Here is a 21756-nt window from a genome sequence, read left to right as displayed (position 1 = left end):
GGCCCGTACAAGGTGTCAACGCATTGAAAAGCGCGAATCCCATCTCAAAACGCCTTCGGACAGCTGAATCCGGAAAGTGCCGGAAGCAGGAACGGGTTGGGGCCGGAGCCGGTCTGGATCGTATAGCTGACGTCGCGTCCGCCGATCACGAAGCGGGCTTCGACATTGCTGTCGGTGCCGGTGATGGTCGCCTTGTCCATGAGCCGCTTCAGCGCCCACGGCCCTTCGAACTTGATGCTGGAGTCGCGGCCCGGCATCTCCGGCGTCAGGCTCAGACTGGCGGATCCGGAAGCCGCACCGCTCGGCCAGGTCAAGATGCTCGGCGTGTTGCCCGCCTGGTTGCTCTGGACGGTCTGACCGTCGACATCGAGCACCGCCGCATCGGCATCGCCATGCAGTGAGAACGGCGTGAAGGTGATGCTGATCGAGGGTGTCGAACCGCCCTGGGGAAAGAACGCGCTGCGGATTTCGGCTGCCTGCTGGAAGCTTTTCAGCGTCGATTTCGACAGGTCGCGGCCGAAGCGCGCATCCTGTTTCCAGCTCCAGTCCTGACCGCTCATGTCGATCAGCGATGCGAGGTTTTGCGCGAAGAACCGGTCCAGCAGCCCGCCCGGAGCGAACAGTTTGGCGAAATCCGCCATCGCCATGTCCTCGGTGGCATTGCCGGAGAACGGATAACGGCCGTTGATCGCCGCTTCGCAAGGCGCAGTGACCGCCTGGTCGAGCATCTGGTTCAAATTCGCCACCGAGGTCTCGGTGACGTTGCCCTCGAATTCGTCCGCCGTCGCATTGACCATTCTGGCGAGTGGCTTGGGCAGGCGCGAGGAATTGGCGCGAAGGGTGGCTATCTGCAGCTGCAGATTGGCGTTGACGCGTTCCGTCTGCGACGGCACGTCGGTCGCCAGTTTCAGGCTCTGGTAGATGTCGCGGAAATTCTGCGTCAAGGCATCGATCGGTCGGCGTCCGGCAGGACCGCTCACCAGGGCTTGGAACGACCTGAACTGCGCTTCGATGTTGGCCCCGGGATTCTGGTTTGCTGCGGATCCCGTGCCGGCACGGCTTTGCGATTTTCCGGTGGCGATCTGAATGCCGATGCGAGCCAGGCCCTTGACCATCTTCGCTGCGTCCGGAGACTGGCCTTGAACCGTGCCGGCCTCAACCCCGGTGCCTGAGTCTTTAGCCTCCCGCGTCAGGGCGGTTTCGTCGGCGATCGCCGTAAACAGCTGTTCGATCGGCGAGGTGGGCGAGGCGACGGCGGAAAGCGCGATGTAGTGCGGCTTGTCTTTCAGCATCGCCTTGAACTTCAACTGGTCGAGAACGCTGTTCCACGCCGTTGCGAATTCCTTGCCATAGCGATCGAGAAGTTCGGGGCCGAGCTTGAGCAACTCCTGATCGATACCGCCCTGTTCGCCGCCACCGCCAAGGACCCACTGGTCGTCGACGAGCGTCTGCGCAATGCGCGAGAGTTGACCGAGATAGAAGGTGTTGAAGCCGGCATAGGTATAGAGGCCGGGAACACGCAGGCCAGACAGATCGCCGCCGTCGACACGCTCGAACAGCAGCGGCGCCTCCGGCCCGCCTTTGACGGAGACGGAAAAATCCTCCAATGCTGCCGCGTATATCGCAGACTTGATCAAGGCGGAGGCGCGGTCGGCAAGGCTCATGCGCCCGAGCGAGCGCTGAGCGGCTTCGACGAGCGGCTGGTTCAGTTCGAAAACCGGATCATAGGCGTCGTCCAGGGCAAGCATGGCGCGCAAATGCTTTTCGAGCTGCTCGCGTCCCGCGCGGTTGTTTTCGCCCGGATAGCGGTTCTGCTCCCAATCCTGCTTCATCCAGGAAACGATCAACGCGTCGTCGACCTTCGGCGCCTTGCCGCCAAGCATCAGATAGATTTTCAACGGCTCGTAGAGCGCGGCGGGATCGGCCATCTTGGCTTGGATCGTCCGCTCGGCCTGGATCAGCAGACGTGATCGGAACATGCGTTCCAGCGCTTGTCGGTAAGCCGTTTTGGACGCCGAAAGCAGTCGCTCCCGCTGGCTGAGGCCGAACGTTTCCTCGATCGGTGCCGGCACGTCGCCGGTCTCGAACCCGGCCGGCAGGTCGCGTAACTGGTCGAGCGGACCGATGACGTTTTCGAGGTCGACATCGGTGACCTCGGTGCTTTTGAGCAACGCGTCCGCCGTCGTGCGATACTGGCCCATGGCCTGCGTGGTGGAGGCGATCAGCGACCTGTTGGCGGTGAAGCTCAGAGCCAGGGTGCCGAGGGCGGCCGCGGCTATCAATGCGATGGCGCTAAGCCCGGCAAATCGGGCGATCGCTGCACGTCTTGCAGCCGACTTGTCGTACGAGACCCATCCGGATTCGGCAAAAATGACGCCGGTCAGAAGATCATGCAGAAAGAAGCTTTTGCCGCTTCCGGAAAGATGGGCGCGGGAATTGCTGCCGAAGCTGCGGCCGATCGCACCCAACACCTGATCGATGGGCGTTCCCTCTTGCGTGCCTGACGAGAAATAGAGCCCGCGCAGGCTGGCATTCACCTGGCTGCGGCCCGGATCGAACAGGCTGGCGACAAAACTGGCAACTCGGCCCTTCAGCGCGCCAAACTGCGCCGGAAAGCCAAAGACCGATATGCGTGCGACCGGGTCAGTCTCTTCCTGAAGGCGGTCGGACATCTCCTCGACCAGGCGCCTTGCCAGTGCATCGAATTCGGCCGGCGCTTCGGCGGCCATGTTCTTGGTGCGATCGCTGGTCTGGAATGTCGCGCCCCAGACCCTGCGCCGGCGTGGCTCGTCGAAAGCGCCGAAATAGTCCATGAACCCGGAAACAAGATCGGCCTTGGTGAACAGCAGATACACCGGAAACTGGATTTTCAGTGTCTCGTGGATCTCCCGCAGCCGGCTGCGTATCTCGACGACATGAGTATTGAGCTGCTGATCGTCGAGGCCGATGAGATCAGCAAGGCTGATCGCCAGGATGACACCGTTGATCGGCTGGCGCGTGCGGTATTTCTTGAGCAGCGACAGGAAGGCGAGCCAGCTCTTGCTGTCGCTCTCGGCATGGGACTCCTGCGTCGTGTAGCGTCCGGCGGTGTCGATCAGCACGGCCTGGTCGGTGAACCACCAGTCGCAGGCGCGCGTTCCGCCAACGCCGGCGACCGGCTGGGCATCACCCGAACCGGCCAGCGGAAAATTCAGGCCCGAATTGACCAGTGCCGTCGTCTTGCCCGCGCCGGGCGGACCGATGATGATGTACCAGGGGACCTCATAGAGGAAATTGCGCTTGCCGCTCGACCGTTTGAGCGCGGCGATAGCCTCGTTCATGCGCGCCTCGAGCACCTGCGAGTCGTCGTTCCTGTCGTCATTGCGGGAAACGGCAGTCTCCAGCGCCTTTTGCGCCTTGCGCATCCGCCAGAAACGCAATCCATAGAACAGCGCCACGGCCGCCACGATCACGCCGATGATTGTCGCACGCAGCCAGACAGGCCCGAGAGGACGGCTATCGGCGAAGCGGATCAAAGGTCCGGCAAACCACACTGCCGCCGAAAAACCGGCGAGCGCGATCATGCTGAAGATCCGCAGCAGCCAACGCGTCATCGGCGCTCCCAACCGGCCGCGCTCACAATGTTTCCTCCTTGGCGATCATCACATCGACACGGCGGTTCCTGGCGCGGCCTTCCGGCGTCGCATTGTCGGCGATCGGCTCGTCCTCGCCCTTGCCGTCGACGGTCAGTCGCGAGGGATCGCTGAACTCCGGCGCCATCATCGTTTCGACGGCCTTCGCCCTGGCGACGGACAGGTCGAAGTTGGACTTGAACGGGCTCGATTTTCGCGGCTTCACATTGTCCGTATGGCCAACGATCCTGATCGGTCCGCGCTCGGGTTCCAGGGCGGCTGCGATATCAGCGGCAATGGGCTGGAACTCCGGTTTCGCATCGGCCTTGCCGGACTGGAACAGCAGGAGATTGTTGATTTCCACGACGATGAAGTCACCCTTCGTGCCCACGGTCAGCCCGCCGGCTTCGACGTCCTTGGCCAGTGCCGAACGGATGCGATCGATCTGCGTGGTCGTGGCTGCAGGCGGGGTGACTTTCACCTGTTCGGCCAGCGGCGCCACGCTGGCGCGCTCGATGGCGATCGGCGTCGATGGGTTGAGTGCCAGCAATTCGCCGGCAGTGGCGTCGCCTTCATTGGTGATGAAGACCCGCAGCGTGAAGAATGCCGCTGTCAGCAGCGCCGTCGCCGCTGCCGCAACAACCCAGAGCGGCAGGCGTGTCGATGACTGCGACATCGTCGCCGCCAGGCCCTGCCAGCGCGGCGAGATGTCCTCGTCGGCGCGGGGCCTGAAATAGCGAAGCGTTTCGTAGACGTCGCGCCGAACGCGTTCGAGATTGGTGTCTTCGCGTGTCAGGCCTCTATACTGCCCCTCGAACCCCAGCGACAGGCAGACATGCATCAGTTCCAGCAGGTCGTAATGTGCCTCCGGACTGGCCAGGATCTTGTTCAGCGCTTCGAAGAAGCCCGTGCCGTTGGGCTCGACGTGGAAGAACTGCAACAGCATGCTGTGCTGCGCCCAGGCGTCTTTGCGCGGCCAAGGCAGGTTGCCGATAAGATCGTCGGCGGTTTCGCAGAGGACGAACTTAGCAATCCGCGCATCCTCTTCGGCAACGCCTGCTTTCTCCAATGCCCTGTCGAACTTGTCGATCGCCTCAGCGACATGTTCGGCCAACGGCTCCGCCTGTCTCTCGACGGGGACAAGCCTGAGCTGGCCGAACAGCATCAGCAACGGTGCGGCCGCTGCAAGGATCGGGTTTGCCGCGGAATATCGGACGCTGTCGGTGACATTGAGCAGGGTCTCCTGCCGCAGAGCCAACGTCGGCGCCGCCGCGGAAGCGCCGCCTCCCGCCGCCACGGGAGGAGTTCCCTGATAAATCACGGTCCCGGATGTCCAGCCCGGCGGTGTATGCCGGCCGACACCGGGATCGAACACGGTCGATTCCTTGACCGGCGAGGGTTGCCCGCCATCCGCGACGGGCTCCTGAGCGACCGGCGCCGGCTTTCGCTCGCGCCGTGGCGTAGCGCGAATGACGGTCTTGTCCACCGGGCCGAAAGGATCGTCCTTCGAGCTCATGGCCGATCGTCCGTTCGCGCCCGGCACCCGCGCTCTTGCCGGGCGGGCGCAAGGCGGTTCGTGGTCAGGTAAAGCAAAGACGAGCCCTGCAGGCCAGGGCAGTGTCTTGAGGACGGTCGGCTACACCTTACTATCCCGCCGTATGATGACATTTGCCGTAGACCCCCAGGTCGATGAGCCTTACCCGCTTGGCGAATTGTCGTATGCGATCGTAATCCCGGAAACCCTCGATTGGAACCGGATGCCGCGCGCCGAAGACGTATCTTCGTCGGCTGCAGTGCTCCCCTGAAGCGCCTATTTCTGCTTGTCGGCTTTGGCATAGGCTTCGCTGAAATAGGCCAGGAATATGTCCAGCATGCCGTTCTCGTGTGCTTCCTCCATGGTTCGCCAGGTCGCGACAAAAGCGTCCCAGGCCTGGCTCTTTTTCGACGAGAACGATGTCGGCGGAAGCTTTCTTCCGATCGCTTCCGGGGATAAGTCGTCAAGCAGCCGCGACAGCGCCGCTTGCATGGCGGCATAGGTGGCGAATTCATGCGTCTTGAGATCGCGGAATGCATCCTCGATGCTGCGCCTGGCATCGAGATAGCCGGCCCGGCGCCGTGCGAACATGATTTCGAGGATGTCGTCGGTTCCCGGAACGAACTTCAGGGGATTGTTGTCGGCGGCGCTGATCATCGTTCGTTGCGTGCTCTTGGCCAGCATTTTCGCGGCCGCGCGCGCCTTCAGCAGCAAGGTCAGTTCCTCGACTACCGTCCGCAGCACCGCACCGATTTCGGCGGCAACTTCATGCGGGTCGCGCGATTGCAGCAATTCCGGCGAGATGCCGGCCGCGATCGCGATCTCCCGCAGCACTTCGTCTCTGGTCGAGGGCAAAGGCGGTTGCGATGGGAACGTCGATGCCGGACCGCGCTGCCCGGACCGTTGCTCCGCCGGATCGAAGAGCGGTCCATTTCCGAATTCCAGCGACCGGCCTGCCGCGACCGGCATTTCGTGCTGCGTCGAACCGTGGCTGGGATGGCCGGTCGTTACGCGCTCCTCGTCGATCGACACGAAGATGACATAACGGCCGATCAGCATCCGGTCGCCGTTGCCCAGCCGATGCGGGCCGGTCATGCGCTGGCTCGATCCGTTGATGTAGGTTCCGTTGCGCGAGACGTCGTGCAGCCAGAACGCGCCTGCCTCGTAGCGGACCTCGCAATGCCGGCCCGAGATGAACTTGTCGGGGTCCGACAAGGTCCAGTCGCAAGCATCGCGTCCGATCTCAAAGCTGCGATCCCGCGCCGCGTAGCCGGTCGAGATGCCCGTAGGCAAGGCGTCGACATTGTTGATTTGCAGACTGATGTACATCCAGGATCGCCGTCGAACACTGACCGATACTCCACATTCTAGCAGTTTGCACATCCAACAGGACAGCAGCGTTTCGAGGCGATGCGTCGACATGGTAAGGTTTTTCCGCCGTGCGTCCTCTTTGGTCGGCGCGACAACATGTGGTAGGCTCAACATGGCCTGGTGCGGCGGGCCTGAAAGTTCCTGATGAGATGGCGGGAACTTCAAATCCACCGCGCCGGCGGCCGCGTCCAGGAGGGGCACGACCCATGCCGAACGAACGTGCCACGGTTGTGCAGACACCGGTCGGCGCCGAGCTGACCTTCACGCATCTTGTCGGGCGCGACGAGATCAGCCGCTGCTTTGCCTATACGGTTGGCTTCGTCGGGCCCAGTTCCGACATCGATCCGCTGAAGATGCTGGGCGGCGTGGTTTCGGTCGAAGGCGAATCCGATCCGAAACGGTGGTTCAGCGGCCTGGTGTCCGAATTTCGCCTGACCCGCATCGAGGACCGGCTGGCCTACTACGAAGCGATCGTCAGGCCGTGGCTCTGGTTCCTCGGGAATGCAACCGATTGCCGGATCTTTCAGAACATGACGGCCGTCGAGATCGTCGAAAAGATCTTCTCGAAATACGGTACGGCGAAATTCGAGAAGCGGCTGCAGGGTTCGTACCCGTCGCGCGAATATTGTGTCCAGTACGACGAGAGCGATCTCGATTTCGTGCAGCGCCTGCTCGAGCACGAAGGTATTTTTTATTTCTTCGAGCATGACGAGGGCAAGCACACGCTCGTGCTGTGCGACGCGATGAGCAAGCTGAAGCCGGCGCCGGGTTACGAGAAGATACCTTATAATTTCGAGGGACAGGGCTCGCGGCGCGACGTCGAATACATCACCGAATGGATTCCGGGCAGTTCGGTGCGGCCCGGCGCCTATGCCCACACCGACTATGATTTCAAGAAGCCTGGCGCCGACCTGATGGCGAAGTCTGCCCAGCCGTTCAGCCACAAGGAAGCCTCCGGCGAGAATTATCGCCAGCCTGGCGCGCATCTCGATGTCGGGCGCGGCGACACCCTGGCCGGTATCCGGCGTGAGGAACTCCAGGCCGTGCACCAGCGCATCACTGCGGTCGGAACCGTGCGCGGCCTCCATTCCGGCTGCACCTTCAAGTTGGAAAGCTTTCCGCGCGATGACCAGAACCAGGAGTATCTGGTGGTCAGCGCCGAATACAGGTTGTTCGATCCGGGCTACAGAACCCAGAACGAGGCCCACATCGAGAATTACAAGATCGTGCTGGGTGTCGCGCCGACTGCCTTGCCCTATCGCCCGCCACGCATCACGTCACAGCCGATCATGCGCGGGCCGCAGACGGCGACGGTGGTCGGCCCTTCGGGCGAGGAGATATTCACCGACAAATATGCCCGGGTGAAGGTGCAGTTCCACTGGGACCGTCTGGGCAAGAAGAACGAAAACAGTTCCTGCTTCGTGCGTGTTTCGCAGACCTGGGCCGGCAGCGGCTGGGGCTTCATCCAGATACCGCGCATCGGCCAGGAGGTGATCGTCGACTTCCTTGAGGGCGACCCCGACCTGCCGATCATCACCGGCAGGGTCTACAACGCCTCGCAGATGCCGCCCTACGGCTTGCCGGGCAACGCAACGCAATCGGGCTGGAAATCCAACTCTTCGAAAGGTGGCGGCGGTTACAACGAGCTGATGTTCGAGGACAAGGCCGGCTCCGAACTGGTCAATTTCCAGGCGCAGAAGGACCACCACCTTCTCATCAAGCACGACCGCACCAAGCTGGTCCAGCACGACCAGTCCGACCGCATCGACCATGACGCCAAGCATTCCGTCGGCCACAACCTCGACGAGGACGTCGGCAACAACAAGACGGTTAAGGTCGGCGTCGACCAGACCACGAATATCGGCTCGAACGACACCGAGACGGTGGGCAAGAACCGGTCGCTGACGGTGGGGTCGAATGAGACGATAGGCATCGGTTCGAACTCGACGGAGACGATCGGCTCCAACCACTCTCAGACGGTGGGGATTGTCCAGACGGTGACTGTTGGCGCTGCCCGCATCGATACGGTCGGTGCATCCGAGACACGAAGCGTTGGCGGGCCGCAAACAAACACCATCGGCGCAACACGGTCCGTCACTGTCGGGCTCAGTCAGAGCCATAGCATCGGCACCGCGGATAGCTGGAACGTGGGAGCGGCGCAAACGATCAATGTCGGAGCTGACCAGAGTATCACCGTTGGCAGCGCCCAAACCTTCAGCGTCGGCGCGGCACGTAGCGTCAGCATTGCCGCCGACGACAGCACCGAAATCGGCGGGGGCCACGCACTCAAGGTCGGCAAGGGCAGCGGTATTCAAGTTGCCGAAGACAGTTCGATCAAGGTCGGCAAGAAGTTGATGATCGATGCCGGCGACGAGATCACGCTGATATGCGGCGACGCCTCCATCACCATGAAAAAGGATGGCACGATTTCCATCAAAGGCAAGGATATCCGCATCCAAGGCAGCGGCGATGTCCAGGTCAAAGCTGACGGCGACGTCAAGATCAAGGGTAGCAATGTCTTCAACAACTGAAATGACTGGACGCGACGAATCGGTCGAACGCATCGACGGTGTCGTTATCGGGCTGCTGATCGGCTTCGAGGATGGCGCGCCGCTCGTGGTGTTCGTCGGCAATCCCGGCGAGACGGCACTCAGGGCCCGCAGCCTGGCAAGGCTCGACTCCTCGGCGGTCGGCGCGGAGGTGGCGCTGCTCTTCGAAGGTGGCGATCCGAGCCGCCCGCTCGTCGTCGGACGTATTGTGGATCCTGCACACCCGAGTGACCAAGTGCAGGTGGTTCGCGACGGCGAAACAGTGACGCTGAATGCCAAGGAGCGCATTGAACTGCGTTGCGGCCTGGCCTCCATTATTCTGGAGAAGAATGGTCGCATCTCGATACGCGGCAGTCAGCTGAGCAGCCAGGCAAGCGGCGTGAACCGTGTGCGGGGCGCGGCTGTTCACCTCAATTGAGAACTCCATGCAGCGGATTGCAACGATCCCGGCGATTATTGAGCAGCATGTCGAGGACGCCGCGTTCCTGTGGCACCGTCGTGCGCGGGAGATCGATGGCCACCTGATGGGGCCTTTCGATATAGGCCGCATCGACCAGCGGCTCGACGCCAATCTCGACGGGCTGTTCGCAGCCGGCCAGGCGGCGTGGGACCTCGTGACGGCACGCTTTGCCGACTACCAGGAGCCGCCCGAACTGTTTTTACTCGGGGCCTTGGCGTTCGAATGGCAATCCGCGCCCGCCATCAGGTTTGCCCTTGAGAGCGCGGGACCGCTTGGGAAGTCCGGGTTGTCGGCGCTGTCCGGCGCGGTTGCGCGCAGCTCGCCGGACAGGTTGAAGCCGTTCGTTGCGCGTTGGCTGAATTCGACGGTCGCAACGGAGCGTGCATTGGGGGTTGGCGCGCTGTACCACCATGAAGTCGATCCCGGGCCTAGGCTCGCGGAACTGCTGACTGACCGCGACGCTGAAGTGCGGCGCAGGGCGCTGAAGCTCGCGGGTGCGCGGCGGCGTCGGGATGTGATCGTCGAGGTTGCGGCATGTATGGAAGCGCGTGGCGCGGAGGAACGGCTGCAGGCGGCGGTAGCGGCATGCCTGCTGGGCGAGGCTCGGCTGGCGCAACCCGTGCTAGACAAGATGTTGCTAGGCTATCCGGAGTTTGCTGGAGCCGTCATGGACATTCGGCTGCTCACCACGCCGTCGATCGCGACGCGGTCATGGTGGCAGCAGTTCGTATCCACCTCGGCAACGCGGGAGGCGGCAGTCGCGGCGAGCGGACTGATGGGTGACATGGCGATCATGCCCTGGCTGATCGAGAAGATGCAGTCGCCGGAACTCGTTTATGCAGCGGGGCTCGCCCTGCGCGACTTGATCGAGATTGACTTCAACGACACCGACGTGTTCGTCACGGACCCAGCCAAGCTGGGGCCGGAGTTCGAGACTATAGAGGTGACGCCGCTGCCTTCCGCTTCGCGGGCCCAAGCCTGGTGGGACAATGGGAAAGGCCCGGCGAGGTTCGATAAATTTCAGTCAATGCGGAGGCTGAAGCTGGATGCAATGAGGAAGGCGCTTGCTAACGCGGAGCTTGCGATGGTCAACTGGCGGCGTTCTCGCCCGATTCCGGCCTGGATGTGAGAACCGCCCGAGGGCGCGAGGCGGTTCAATCACCCACTGACGACCTGGCTGACCAGCGCGGCGGCACGCATGCCGGCTTCGGATGCGGCCTCGCACATGGCGACACGGCCGGGAGCATAGGCCTTGGCGAAACTGTCGGCGGCAATGAGCAGGGTCAGCGCACCGGCACCGGCGCCGATGTCGCCGATCGTCATTGCGGGATAGGCCATCGGAAAGGTCTCGCGGCGCGTTCGGTAGAAGCGTGCACGCCCGATCAATGTCTCCCACGCGCTGTACCGTTCGCCATTGTCGTTGCCAACAATGAACTTGATGTCGGACTCGGTCGGCCCCTTGTCTTCGATCGCGGTACGGCAGGCAGCCACCAACGCCCTGCCTTGGCTGTTGTTCTCCGACAACACGGAGTTTTCCTCCATCGCGGCGCCGACCCCGTGAATGGCGCACTGGGCGGCCAAACCGCGACCGGGCGAGCGGCGCAGGCAGACGACGGCGGCACCTTCGCCCGGCACAAGACCCTGCGCATTGTCCTCGGCCTTCAGGCGGTTGGCGGCCATGAGCCGGGCGATATCCTTGTCGTTCACCAGGCTGTCGACGCCACCCAGCAGAACCTGCTCGACTCCTGGCGTGGCCAGGAGGTCCGCCGCCCGATCCAGCAACCCGATACAGGCCGCGGCGCCACCGTCGAAGACGCGCGAGGAGGGATGGAACCTTTCGCCCAGGTTGTCTTGCAGACCGGCAAGAAACTGGCTGGCCGGTATCTCCGAGAAAGCCAGATGGTCCCGGAACGCCTCCGGCGTTACCAACAGCAGAGCGCTGGCTCCAGCAGAAACACCGCCTTTTTCGAGCGCCTCGCCGACCGCGCGCGCAGCCATGCTAGTGAGCCACACGTTCTCGGTGAGGCGAAGGGAATAGTGCGAGGGGATGCGGGAAACGGTCTGATCTTCGCCGAACGGGTCGGTTAGGGTACGCCGCTCGAACGCTGAAAGACTGGCCCGGATTGCCGCAAGTGTCTGGCGCGCATTGAGGCCAGCTGGTGTCACGGCGCCACCGCCCATGATGTAGATCGGAGCCCTCAGCCCAGCCATGTCGCCCTCGCGGCGATCAGTCCGTCGTCGCCGCGCGGGCTGAGATAGGCCTTGCGCTTGCGTCGCGCGAGGAGAAAGGCGGGCGTCACATGGCCGAAGACGATCTCCCTGAGCGCGGGCGTGTTGCGCCTGGTGACGATGGACAAGCGCGACTTCAGCGTGACGCGGCGCAAATCCGGCTCGATGACAACCGTGTCGATGTGGAAAGCCCAATCCTCCGCACGGTCGTCGTAAAGAAGGCGGATCGGAGCCATGACACGCGGCAGCCGGAAGTTCCAGCGGCCGTCTGGCGTCATGCCGATGACGCTGACCTCCTCGCCTTCGTTCAGATACTGCAACTGCTGATCGGCGGGCGCGCAGAGATTGTGGCGCGGATCGAAATCCCTTGGCGCAAGAGGCCACTGATTGTCGATCCAGGCTTGATCGTAAGTGCCCGCTAGCGGCAGCCTTGGATGCCAGCCACGTCCGATCACGCCAAACCCGGCCGGTCTTGGCCGATCGGACGGGCTACGGAACGGCTCACTCGCATAGGTGACGTTGGGTGCATGCGTCTTCACGGCCTTGTCAGCGGAGCGCGCATGATGGAAGCCGACGCCAAGCGGGTTACGCGGATCAGTCCTGCCGCGGTCATCGGTACCGCCGTAAGCGCGCTCGTAGATGATCGGCATCCTCGCGAAGGGATGTGGCTGGCTGTAGCCGCCCGCATCATAGAGGCGATCGCCGCTCACGTTGAGTACCTTACGGATGCTGGCCACCTTCAACCCGACCTGCATCTCTTGGACGCGCCCCTCGCGCGGCGCATATGCCTGGCCGTTCAAGATAATGTCGATCCCCGGCTTGGTCCAGGCGATCTCGCCTTCATAGCGGGTTGACGAGCAGGCAGGGTCGCCGAATGGCACGTCGCCGAAGCTCACCGGCAGTTGTTGCACCGCTGGCTGAAATCGCGTGGCATCCCCCGGCATATCGAAGCTGGCCGAGAAAACCGCCAGGAAAACCTCGTTACCGTCAGCATTTGCCTGGACAAAGGTGCCGGCGACGAACGGCGTGCGATTCTCGATCCAGACCGCGAACATCATGGATCAGCACCAATTGCCTTTTTCGTTCTGGCCGATCGGCCAGTAGGGCATACAGGCGACGAGCTTGACCAACTCGGTCTTGCCTGCATCGATCAGCCATTGCAGCAGGAAGATTTCGGCCGCGACGCCAGTTTCTTCACCCGCGCTGACGTTGATCGTGACGCATTTCAGCCAGTAGCGGCGTATCACCCAGACCACCTGCGGACTGGCCGCCGCACCCGCGACGCGGTCATCGAAGGCTTTCTCGAGGGCCTTCTCGCGGCTGCCCTGGAGCTCCTCTTCGGTGGAAATGATGTCTGCCCACCACTCGACGGCGATGTCGTAGGCGTCCGTCAACTCCGCCTCATACTCGGCGAACAAGGTCCTGTGCGTCGGGCTGGCCTCGTCGTGCTTGCGAGCGACGCGGATATCTTGCGGCGGGGCGACATCACGGGGCTGCGCGAGCAAGCGTCTGATACCGAGATCTGAACTGTAGCGTGTGATCAGGGCCACTATTCAACCTCGTCTTCGGGGTTCATGGCCATCGGCACAAAGCACAGGCCATCGATGAGGGGTTGGAGTTCCGGGGCAAAATGCCGGACATTGATGATGAGGATTTCGACCGGCCACTCGAAAGCCCGACTTCGGCCACCGCTATCGACGCCCCACTTCTCTTCGGGCTCATCGCCCTCGGGGCGTTGCGCATTGTTCCAGGCCACAATCTCAAGGTAATGCTTGCGGAAGATCGCCAGCACCCGTGGGTGCCCCGCGATCCCGGTCGGCCAGCGTTTCCAGACGGCCTGTCCTTCGTCGGCGATCATGTCATCCCACCAATCCTCCAATTCGGGCTGGATGGCGATAAGTTCGCTGATGTAGCTGTCTCTGATTTCTTCTATACCGCGCATCACTCGTCACCCAATTGCCACGGGCATATCGTCGATAAAGTTCTTGGCATATTTCGCGGCCGGAGAGCCTTGCGACGTCGAGCATCGACCACAATGGGGTTTGACCGATTCCGGCGTCGAGAAATGAGCCAGGAAGGCGTCGGGCGATTTCTCCATGTTACACCCACCCATCTCCCACGCAACGCAGAGCGGCGGTTGATGATCATGGACCATCTCCTGCTTCATCTCGTCGTTGGGAGGTGTTGGAACCAGTTTTGAGTAGCGACCCCGTCGGGTCTTCTTGCATTGCCAACAGGCCTTGCCGTTGACCTTGGCCGACTGGTCATCGGTGCGTTTTGGACGGTGCGCGACCCGGTCATATTTGACCGCGCATTTCGTCGTCTTCTGATCCGTGGTCAACGTTGCCAGAAACTTGTTGAACGCGGCCGGGTTGACGCAATTGGGCGGCGGGTCACTGGCGGTGTTCTGGTCCATCGTGTCGCCATGACGATCGACGCCCTTGCCTTCCGCCTTCACCGTGAACGACCATAGTTTGAAGACGCCCTTGCCCTTGATCTGATGGGTTATGACTCCCGCGCCGAGGCCTTGCGTTGCCGGCTCGTTGCCGGTGCTGGTCGAGATTTCCGACGCATTCTCGATAGCTGTCGGCTCGCCGTCGATCTTGACGCTCTTGGTGCCTTTGGTCAGGTCGGATGACGACAGCATATTGACGTAGGGAACCGGAACCGGACCCGCGGGTGGGGATGGCGGCGACAGACAGACATCGCCGGGCGCAATGCCCTGGCCGTTGCTGCCCTTGTGGAAAAAGCCCATCTTCTCGGCATAGACGCTGAGCCCCATGATCAGGACTCCTGTGACACGGCACGCGCCGCGCGCATTGCCGGCAGCGCGTTGTTGGCGAGGTCATGAATGTCAGCGAAGGCGAGTTCACGCACCTCCCAGTCATCCGTCCAGAAAACAATGCGCTTCAGTGCGGAGAACTGTCTTGGCGGTTCCAGCGCTCGCAGGCGCGCCGCGATGTATTGCTGGTCCCAAAGCTCCTTCACAGTCAGATTGGCGATGTCCGCCATGCCCTTGAACCAGGGATCCGCTGCCTCTGGCATTGCGCCAATGCTCACAACAGCGAAAGGATAGCGGCGACCGACACGGTCCTGGCTCATGCGCCAGGCACCGGCGCAGGGTTTTTCGCCAAAAATCGCGCCCTGGATGACGAAGCGCCAGACGCGGTCATCGAGGTCCTCGTGCTCGTCCGGCCGCGCGCGTAATTCCATCGATATCCAGCGGTCCCAGCGGTCGATGAAAGTCCGCGGCAGGTTGGCGGCGACGAAATCTCCGGTCGCCGGGATCTTGCCGAAGTATCCGGTGTTCATATCTGCGGCGGACATGAGAATTTCTTGAACATCTGCAGATTGTAGGGGTTCTCGACGCTGGCGGCCTTGAGTTCGAAATCGGCCCACATTCCCTTCGTGCCCAGGCGCAGGCTGTAGACATCGGACAGCGACGTGCCGGCGAAACGGCCATTGCGCAGCATCCTCAGCCAGGCCCAGCTGCCAGTCTCGTTGAGCATGATTTCGGGCGAACCGTCGATCGGCTGGAAGGCGAGCGAAATGACCCCGGTGCCGTCCTTGCCCGGCCAGGTCATCGGTTGCGGCCGCGTCGCGTTGTTGAAATAGACGAGGGTCTGACCATCGAGATTGAGCGTGACCCGCGTGACGTTGGGAGACAGGTCCTTCGGTTCGAGCGTGAAGCTCATCACCGGTCCGGTCCCGCCGGGAAAGAGATCGTCGCGGATATGCCTGGCCTGCTCGAACGCCGCCAGCGCCGAAGGATCGAGGCCGAAATCGGCGCGCCATTTCCACGGCTGGCTGGTGGTGTCGACATAGTTGATCAGGTGGTCGTTGATGAAGCCGTCGATCAGCCCGGCCGGTCCGAACAGGCGGGCGAAATCTCGCACATTGACGTCCACCGCGCTGTCGGGGCTGAACGGATAGCGGTCGTTGAGCGCGGCCTGGCAGAACGGCAGTATATCCGCCCGCCAGATGGCGTTGAGCTCCGAAGTGACCGCCTTCTGGGTCAAATTGCTGGTGTCGCCGGCAATGCCGCTAAGCCAGACGTTGATAGGGTCGGGCAGGATCTGTGCCTGCCTGGCGACCGCACCCGTCAGCTCGGCAAGGCCACCCTGCTTCTTGATGGCGTCCTGCGGATTGGGGTTGGCGGTGACCGTCTGCAGCACATTCGACAGCGCGGTCAGGGCGACAACGGCGGCATCGAGCGCCGGCGGCTGGCCGTCGACCTCGGCAATGGTGCTCTTCAGCGGCTTGAAATGTTCGGCCACCAGATTGCCGGTCAGGTCCACCTCGCTGGCGGATCCGGCGCGGGGCAGCAGTTTCGCACCGCTTGTCGCCAGCTTGCCGAGTTTGCCCAGCTTGCCGAGCAGTTTCGAGGCGCCCTTGGCCGCTGCCTTGTCGTCGGCGGCTGCGTCGTCGGAGCGCGTCAATTCGGTCTCCTGCACGACCGCGGTCAGCAGCCGCTTCAGCGCTGAATCGGCACTCGAGAGATCCTTCAGATTTTCACTGGCGACATTGAGATCGGTCAATGGCGCGAGCCGCATGTCGCGCAGGAAGCTGTCCCATTGCGCAATGTAGTCGTCATAGTAGAGCTTCAGAATATCTTCGGACAACGCAGAGACCGAGGTCTCGGAATTCTCCGAGCAGCCGCCGGCGAAAACCGCGCGATCGAGTGCCGCCTGGGCGGCGACATCGTCGATGCGGTCGAGAATGGCGTCGTGGAAGCCGGCATAGGTGAAGGCGCCGGCAATGCCGACGCGAAGCGTCTTGTCGGAACGCCGCGCAAACACCTTGCCACCATTGGGACCGGCGAAATTGGCCGGGATCCACTCCTTGAGCCCGGCCACCTCCGGATCGGCCAGCAACTGCTTGTAGGCCCGTGCCGGCAACGAGATCGTGCACACTGTTTTCAGCGCTTCGGCGACCAGCGCCTGGTCGGGCGCGACATAGCTTTCGTCGACCGCCATGCGGCGGATGGCGGCAAGCTGATGCTCTTCGGCATCGGCGGTCGGAAAGGGTGCCGCGGCCGCGAATTCCTGCAGGCTGTTCACCCACCAGTTCTGGGCGAAGTCGGAGTCCATCTGCGACAGGCCCGTCATCATGCGATAGGTCTTGAGAGCCCCGAGCATGAAGTCAGGATCGCGGATCTGCCGCCACATGGTCGCCTCGAGCAGCGCCACCATGCGCGGCTCGAGCACGTTGCGGAGCGCATGGTCGTATGTGTCGGTCTGTGCCCGCACCAGTTCCGCCGAGGCCGATGGCCCCAGCAGATCCTGGGGGGCGCCCGGCGGTGCTGTCCGGGCATTCGCGACCGCGTCCATCGCCTCGAGCGCGCCGTCGATGGCAGGCTGCTGCACCGACGCCGGATTTGCGGCTGTTGCGGTCAGCGGCGTTTGCAGAGCCTCGAACTGGCTCGCCTGCGCCGTGATCGCGTTGCGGTTGTCAAAATAGGACCAGGTGAACAGCCCGCCGGCCAGCAAGGCCGCCGCCGCACATGCAGCCGCCGCACCGCGCCAGATCCAGGCGCGGCGGCGCTGCGCCAGCGGGTCGAACGTGCCGAGGCCGGCTTCCCTGAAGATGACCTCGGTGAGCAGGTTCTTCAGGAAGAAGCTGCGTTTCTCGACCCTTGGTGCGGGCAGCGCCCGCCGTGGCGGCAGGCCGAAGGACGACGACAGCGCCGCGGTCAGCCGGTCGATGGGCGCGCCTTCCTGCGTTGCTGATGTCAGATAGAGGCCGCGCAGCCAGGCGGCCTCTTCATAGCGGCTTTCGCCGAACATCGCCTCGACCAGCACCTGGATCGGTTCGGACAGGCTGGAAAGCTGGGCTGGAAACCTGAAGATCTCGGCGCGGGCGGCGAGCTTGTCCTCGTCCTCCAGGCGCGGCACCAGCCGCCGCTCGAGTTCCGTCGCCAGCGTCGAAATTTCGCGTTCGATGGTCTTGGCATCGACGCGCGCATCCAGCGCGAAGGTCGTTCCCCAGACCTGCTCGCGCGAAGCAGTGGACAGGCCGCCGAAGAAAGCCTCGAAACCCTTGATCAGGTCGGCCTTGGTCAGCATCAGATAGACCGGAAGGCGGATTTCGAGCCGGTCGTTGAGTTCGGCCAGCCGGCGGCGGATCTTGCGGCCGTGCGCCTTGATGGCTTCATCGCCCTCCGAAAGCACATCGATCGAGAGCGCGACGATCACGCCGTTCAGCGCGCGGCGGCCGCGATGCTTCTTCAGAAGGTCGAGGAAGCCCAGCCATTCCGCCGCGTCGACGTCAGGCTGGCTCTCCTGCTGGACATAGCGGCCGGCGGTGTCGATCAGAACCGCGCTCTCGGAAAAGAACCAGTCGCAGTTGCGCGTGCCGCCGACGCCTTGCAAATCGTCGGTGAGGTCGATCGGAAAATTCAGTCCGGACTGCCGCAGGGCCGTGGTCTTGCCGGTGGCCGGCGGCCCGACGATCACGTACCACGGCATCTCGCGCAGGAACTTGCGTCCGCCGAGCTTGCGCCGCTTCAGTTCGGCCATCACCTCGGCGAATTTGGCCCCCACGGCCGCGACGTTCTCTTCGCCGGGACTGAGCGGCTTTTCCGCCACGGGTGCTGCGATCTCGGCGACGAACATGCGGTTGGCGCGGATCGCCCGGCGCTGGGCGACGATCAGCCAGATCAGCCACAGGATGATCAGCCCCGCGATCATGGCAATGCGCACATTGTCGGAATCGAAAGGCGAATAGGGACCGACCCTGACGATCGGACCGAACACCCAGATGACCAGGGAAAGCAGCGTGATGCCGATCAGCGTCCACAGCCAGCGCGATGTCAGGACCGCCCAGAGGAAGCGCAGGATGAACATCTCACAGCCTCTTTTCGACGAGCACCTCGACGCGGCGGTTCAAGGCTCGCCCCTCGCGCGTGCTGTCGCTGGCCACCGGGTCCGTGGCCGCACGGCCCTCGGAATGGACGCGGTCCTGCGGCACCCCGTTCTGGACCAGCATGTCGGCGATCGTCTGGGCGCGCGCCTCCGACAGGCGTTGGTTGGTCGACAGCGGATTGGTCTTTTGCAGGGGAACGCCGTCCGTATGACCTATCACCGTGATGTTCCCGATCAACTCCTGATTGGCCAGGATCACCTTGGCGATCGAAGCGATCAAGGGCTCGAAGCCGTCGCTCAGTTGCGGCCGCGACGACTGGAACAGTTCGGGGTTGGAAGCCTGGATGATCAGCTTGGCCAGCGAGACGCTCTCGGTGCCGCTGAGCGCGGATTTGAGGTCGGCCGGCGCCCCGGCCTGGAATTCCGGCAACAGCGCAAAATCCACTTTTTCCGGCGGCGGGGCGTCGACCTTGGGCGACGTCCGGCTGATGTCGCCGCGTTCGGGCGGCGGCAGCGCGCGCACAAGGGCTGATAGTTCGACCGCCTGGCTGCTCAGGCCCATCGACAGCCCGATATGGATGGCCGTGGCGACAACCGCCGCACCGAGCGCCATGACCCAGATCGGCACGATGAAGCGCTGCGGTTCGTCGGAGGCGATGACGCCCTTCCAGTTTGGCGACAGCGGCGCGCCCTCGGCGTCGGCATCGCGCAGGAAGCGTGCTGCGGCCACGCGAACGGCGTTGAGCGAGCGGTCGCCTGAGCGGCCGGGCACGCGATACTTGCCGCGGAAGCCGAGCGCCATGCAGTCATACTGCAGCTCCAGCAATTCGCGATCGCGGTTGGGATGGCGTTCGAGTTCGTCGAGACGCGTGAAGAATTGCGTGCCGGCATCGACGTCGCCACGCAGCATGACCACAAGCGGCTGCCGTGGCCAGGCGCTGGCCCCGCCCCAGGGCGTGTTCAGGGCGAGATCGTCGAGCAACGCCGCCACGACCCAGGCTGCCTGATCGGCACGCTCCATCGAGGATCCCGTCGACATTGCCGTATCGCGTGCCCGAACCAGTTCTTCGAGCAATCGGGTGCGCAGTGCTTCCGGGTTTTCCGGCGCCAGCGCGCTTTCAAGCTCGGGCGCGAATTCAAGCAGGGGCGCGAATGCGTTGACGAGCGCGTTCGGATGGGTGCGAGACCGCTTCACCGCCGCGCCCGGCAAGAGCGGCGCCATCGGCCGCGGCGTCGGCGCGCCGGACAATCGTATGCGGGTGCGCTCGCGATCCTCCGACAGTCCGAAAGGATCATCGCGGCTCATCATCTCACCTGTTCACCGAGTAGCAGTCCACCTGCGGCTCGCTTGGCAACACGCCCGAAACGCCGATGACGAAGCCGGGGGCATCGAGCAGCGACGCCCAGTGCTCGCTTTTCTGATCCAGTTCGAGGCACAGCCGATCGCCGTCGTAGGGGATCTCGCGCGGCTGGGAATGAAGCGGCTTCAGCGGAATGCCGGGCAGACGCGATTTCCACAGGCCCTCGAACTGGTCGGCCGAGCCGACAGTCGCCTGATTGACGAAGATCTTGCGCAGCGCGTCTTCCGACAGCTCCGAACCGACGCGGATGACGATGCGGCTGGCCACCAGCAGCTTCGGGTTGTCGATGCGGATTTTCCAGACATTGGTCGAATGCCGCATGACCGGCAGCGCACGCGATTTCGGCTCGATGTAGCGCAGGCTGAGGATGAGCGAGCGCAGCGCATCCGCCAGCGCCATGTAGGCGGGGCCGGGCGCCATGTGATCGTAAGCCGGCAACTCGCCCAGCCGCCGCGCGCTCGAGCCGTAGGTCGCCATCGAACCGGCGAGCCCGGCAAGCTCCAGGTAAAGCTCGGCCGGATGGAAGACATCCTGCGCCAGCATGTGGGCCAGCCGCGGCCGAGCCGCATTGGCGAGGTTGAGCATCAGCAGGTCTTCGACGCTGCGCCCCGGTCCGCCCATGACCATCTTGCCATGCGCTTCGGCGATCTGGTCGAGGCCGGTGACGACTTCCAGCAGCAATTGCCGATACCAGGCCACCGCGCCGGTCACCAGCGTCGGCGGCAGGAAGGTCTCGTCCAGCGAGACGCCGCCATCGGCTCGAACACCCTTGAGGTCGGCGATCGGCAGGGCGGTGTAGCCGCCGACCGACTTGCCGGGCGCCAGCAGCAGCGCCTGCGGACGGGCGATTTCGATTTCTTCAGGGTCCGAACCGCCCTGGACGGCGTCGCGTACCGAAACGATCCGCCCATGGTAGCGCGCTCCCGAGGCGGCGGCGTGTGCGGGATCGAAGCCGACACCGCCGGGAGGCTCGAGCGGCAAGGCGACCAGCACCGGTCCCGCAGCCGTATCTGAGGTGACCGGCAACGGCCGCGGTGCGTCCATCATCTCTGGAATGGCGAAGGGCGTCCCGTCCGGGAAGATGCCGCGAGCCGACAGGATGGCGACCTGACCGGCGTCGAGCAGCGCCTGGTCCAGCGTCAGCTGCTGAAAGCCGAACGTATGCAACTGCCCGGCCTGCAACACGCCGCGCACCGTCGCCTCGAAGAAGCGATCCTGCTGCTGGAAATGCTGGGTCCGCAGGAAAAGCCCTTCGGACCACAGCACCCTGTTTGCATCGCTCATGCCGCTACTCTCTGCATCGAGCTCCCCTTGCCCTGGCCGTCAGGCGGAAATACCGCCGCTGCCAAGCGAGACATTGATCGTGAATTTCGATCCCGACGACACGGACTTGGTCGTGCGCCAGTTCCTGCCGGTGGGGTCGCGGATCAGTGCGACGAAGCCCAGCGCCGTCGCGTCCGGCTCGACGGTGATGGTCTTGGACGCGGATTTACCCGGCCCGACGGCGATCTGGTCGGATCCGATGAGATCGCCTGCCAGCGCCGAGCCGGCATCGCCCTGCAGGGCAAAGTAGTCGGCGGAGTTGAATTTGCCGGTGCTGCGCAGCCGCATGACGAGAACTGTCACCGGCCGGTCGCCGCCGCCCGGTCCCGGGTTCATGCCGGCCCCGCCGGTCACGTTGACGGTGATCACCGAAGGTTTCGGCGGACCGCTCTGACAAGCCGCAAGCAGTCCGGTCGCGCCCAAGGCAACGATAAATTCGCGTCGGTCGATCATGT

General features: G+C 63.5%; 16 protein-coding genes. 3 read left to right on the top strand and 13 right to left on the bottom strand.

The features are described 5' to 3' along the window. Window positions 1-44 precede the first annotated feature (44 nt). The 3 genes from tssM (AC1D05_RS05355) to tagH form a co-directional block, all read right to left on the bottom strand. The gene (tssM, locus tag AC1D05_RS05355; protein ID WP_477438879.1) at window positions 45-3593 is read right to left on the bottom strand and encodes a type VI secretion system membrane subunit TssM; all 3549 of its coding nucleotides are present in this window, start codon (window positions 3591-3593) and stop codon (window positions 45-47) included. Window positions 3594-3615: 22 nt separating this feature from the next. Beyond that, on the bottom strand, window positions 3616-5127 hold the full coding sequence (tssL, locus tag AC1D05_RS05350; protein WP_477438877.1) for a type VI secretion system protein TssL, long form: 1512 nt from the start codon (window positions 5125-5127) through the stop codon (window positions 3616-3618). A 294-nt stretch (window positions 5128-5421) separates the two neighbouring features. Beyond that, complete coding sequence (gene tagH / locus AC1D05_RS05345) at window positions 5422-6474, bottom strand: type VI secretion system-associated FHA domain protein TagH (RefSeq protein ID WP_477438875.1); 1053 nt, start codon at window positions 6472-6474, stop codon at window positions 5422-5424. A 248-nt stretch (window positions 6475-6722) separates the two neighbouring features. On the opposite strand from tagH, the gene AC1D05_RS05340 reads away from it, so the two are divergent. The 3 genes from AC1D05_RS05340 to AC1D05_RS05330 are packed head-to-tail and all read left to right on the top strand — an operon-like array spanning window position 6723 to window position 10654. Beyond that, the gene (locus AC1D05_RS05340; RefSeq protein ID WP_477438873.1) at window positions 6723-9047 is read left to right on the top strand and encodes a type VI secretion system Vgr family protein; all 2325 of its coding nucleotides are present in this window, start codon (window positions 6723-6725) and stop codon (window positions 9045-9047) included. A 1-nt stretch (window position 9048) separates the two neighbouring features. Beyond that, complete coding sequence (locus AC1D05_RS05335) at window positions 9049-9483, top strand: DUF6484 domain-containing protein (RefSeq protein WP_172234891.1); 435 nt, start codon at window positions 9049-9051, stop codon at window positions 9481-9483. 7 nt (window positions 9484-9490) lie between these two features. Next, window positions 9491-10654: a hypothetical protein gene (locus AC1D05_RS05330; RefSeq protein ID WP_477438871.1), complete on the top strand. Its 1164-nt coding sequence runs from the start codon at window positions 9491-9493 to the stop codon at window positions 10652-10654. Between the two features lie 29 nt (window positions 10655-10683). Here AC1D05_RS05330 and AC1D05_RS05325 read toward each other — a convergent pair whose 3' ends face one another. From AC1D05_RS05325 to tssJ, 10 genes are read right to left on the bottom strand one after another with little or no spacing between them, the layout of a single operon-like run. Further along, window positions 10684-11706 (bottom strand): hypothetical protein, encoded by a 1023-nt coding sequence (locus AC1D05_RS05325; protein ID WP_477438869.1) that lies wholly within the window; start codon window positions 11704-11706, stop codon window positions 10684-10686. Between the two features lie 17 nt (window positions 11707-11723). Next, the gene (locus AC1D05_RS05320) at window positions 11724-12812 is read right to left on the bottom strand and encodes a DUF2169 family type VI secretion system accessory protein (RefSeq protein WP_477438868.1); all 1089 of its coding nucleotides are present in this window, start codon (window positions 12810-12812) and stop codon (window positions 11724-11726) included. 3 nt (window positions 12813-12815) lie between these two features. Beyond that, window positions 12816-13304, bottom strand: coding sequence for a hypothetical protein (locus AC1D05_RS05315; protein ID WP_477438866.1), 489 nt, complete (start codon window positions 13302-13304; stop codon window positions 12816-12818). Beyond that, window positions 13304-13696: a hypothetical protein gene (locus AC1D05_RS05310; RefSeq protein ID WP_477438864.1), complete on the bottom strand. Its 393-nt coding sequence runs from the start codon at window positions 13694-13696 to the stop codon at window positions 13304-13306. The genes AC1D05_RS05315 and AC1D05_RS05310 overlap by 1 nt, the downstream gene beginning before the upstream one ends. Before the next feature lie 6 nt (window positions 13697-13702). Continuing rightward, window positions 13703-14536 carry a PAAR-like domain-containing protein gene (locus AC1D05_RS05305; RefSeq protein WP_172232278.1) on the bottom strand — a complete coding sequence of 278 codons (834 nt, stop codon included), beginning with the start codon at window positions 14534-14536 and terminating at the stop codon, window positions 13703-13705. A 2-nt stretch (window positions 14537-14538) separates the two neighbouring features. Further along, a complete protein-coding gene (gene tagF / locus AC1D05_RS05300) occupies window positions 14539-15081 on the bottom strand; it encodes a type VI secretion system-associated protein TagF (protein ID WP_477438862.1) in 543 nt (180 codons plus the stop codon). After that, on the bottom strand, window positions 15063-18599 hold the full coding sequence (gene tssM / locus AC1D05_RS05295; RefSeq protein ID WP_477438860.1) for a type VI secretion system membrane subunit TssM: 3537 nt from the start codon (window positions 18597-18599) through the stop codon (window positions 15063-15065). Before tssM (AC1D05_RS05295) ends, tagF begins: the two co-directional genes overlap by 19 nt. A 1-nt stretch (window position 18600) precedes the next feature. Continuing rightward, window positions 18601-19923, bottom strand: a complete 1323-nt coding sequence (gene icmH / locus AC1D05_RS05290) for a type IVB secretion system protein IcmH/DotU (protein ID WP_477439128.1) — start codon at window positions 19921-19923, stop codon at window positions 18601-18603. A gap of 4 nt (window positions 19924-19927) precedes the next feature. Next, window positions 19928-21262, bottom strand: a complete 1335-nt coding sequence (gene tssK, locus AC1D05_RS05285; protein WP_477438858.1) for a type VI secretion system baseplate subunit TssK — start codon at window positions 21260-21262, stop codon at window positions 19928-19930. Window positions 21263-21301: 39 nt separating this feature from the next. Beyond that, on the bottom strand, window positions 21302-21754 hold the full coding sequence (gene tssJ, locus AC1D05_RS05280) for a type VI secretion system lipoprotein TssJ (RefSeq protein WP_477438856.1): 453 nt from the start codon (window positions 21752-21754) through the stop codon (window positions 21302-21304). Window positions 21755-21756 lie beyond the last annotated feature (2 nt).

The organism is Mesorhizobium sp. P2_E9, assembly GCF_056403815.1.
The sequence above is the reverse complement of the archived record's forward strand: the minus strand, read 5'-3'. Positions and strand labels throughout refer to the sequence as shown.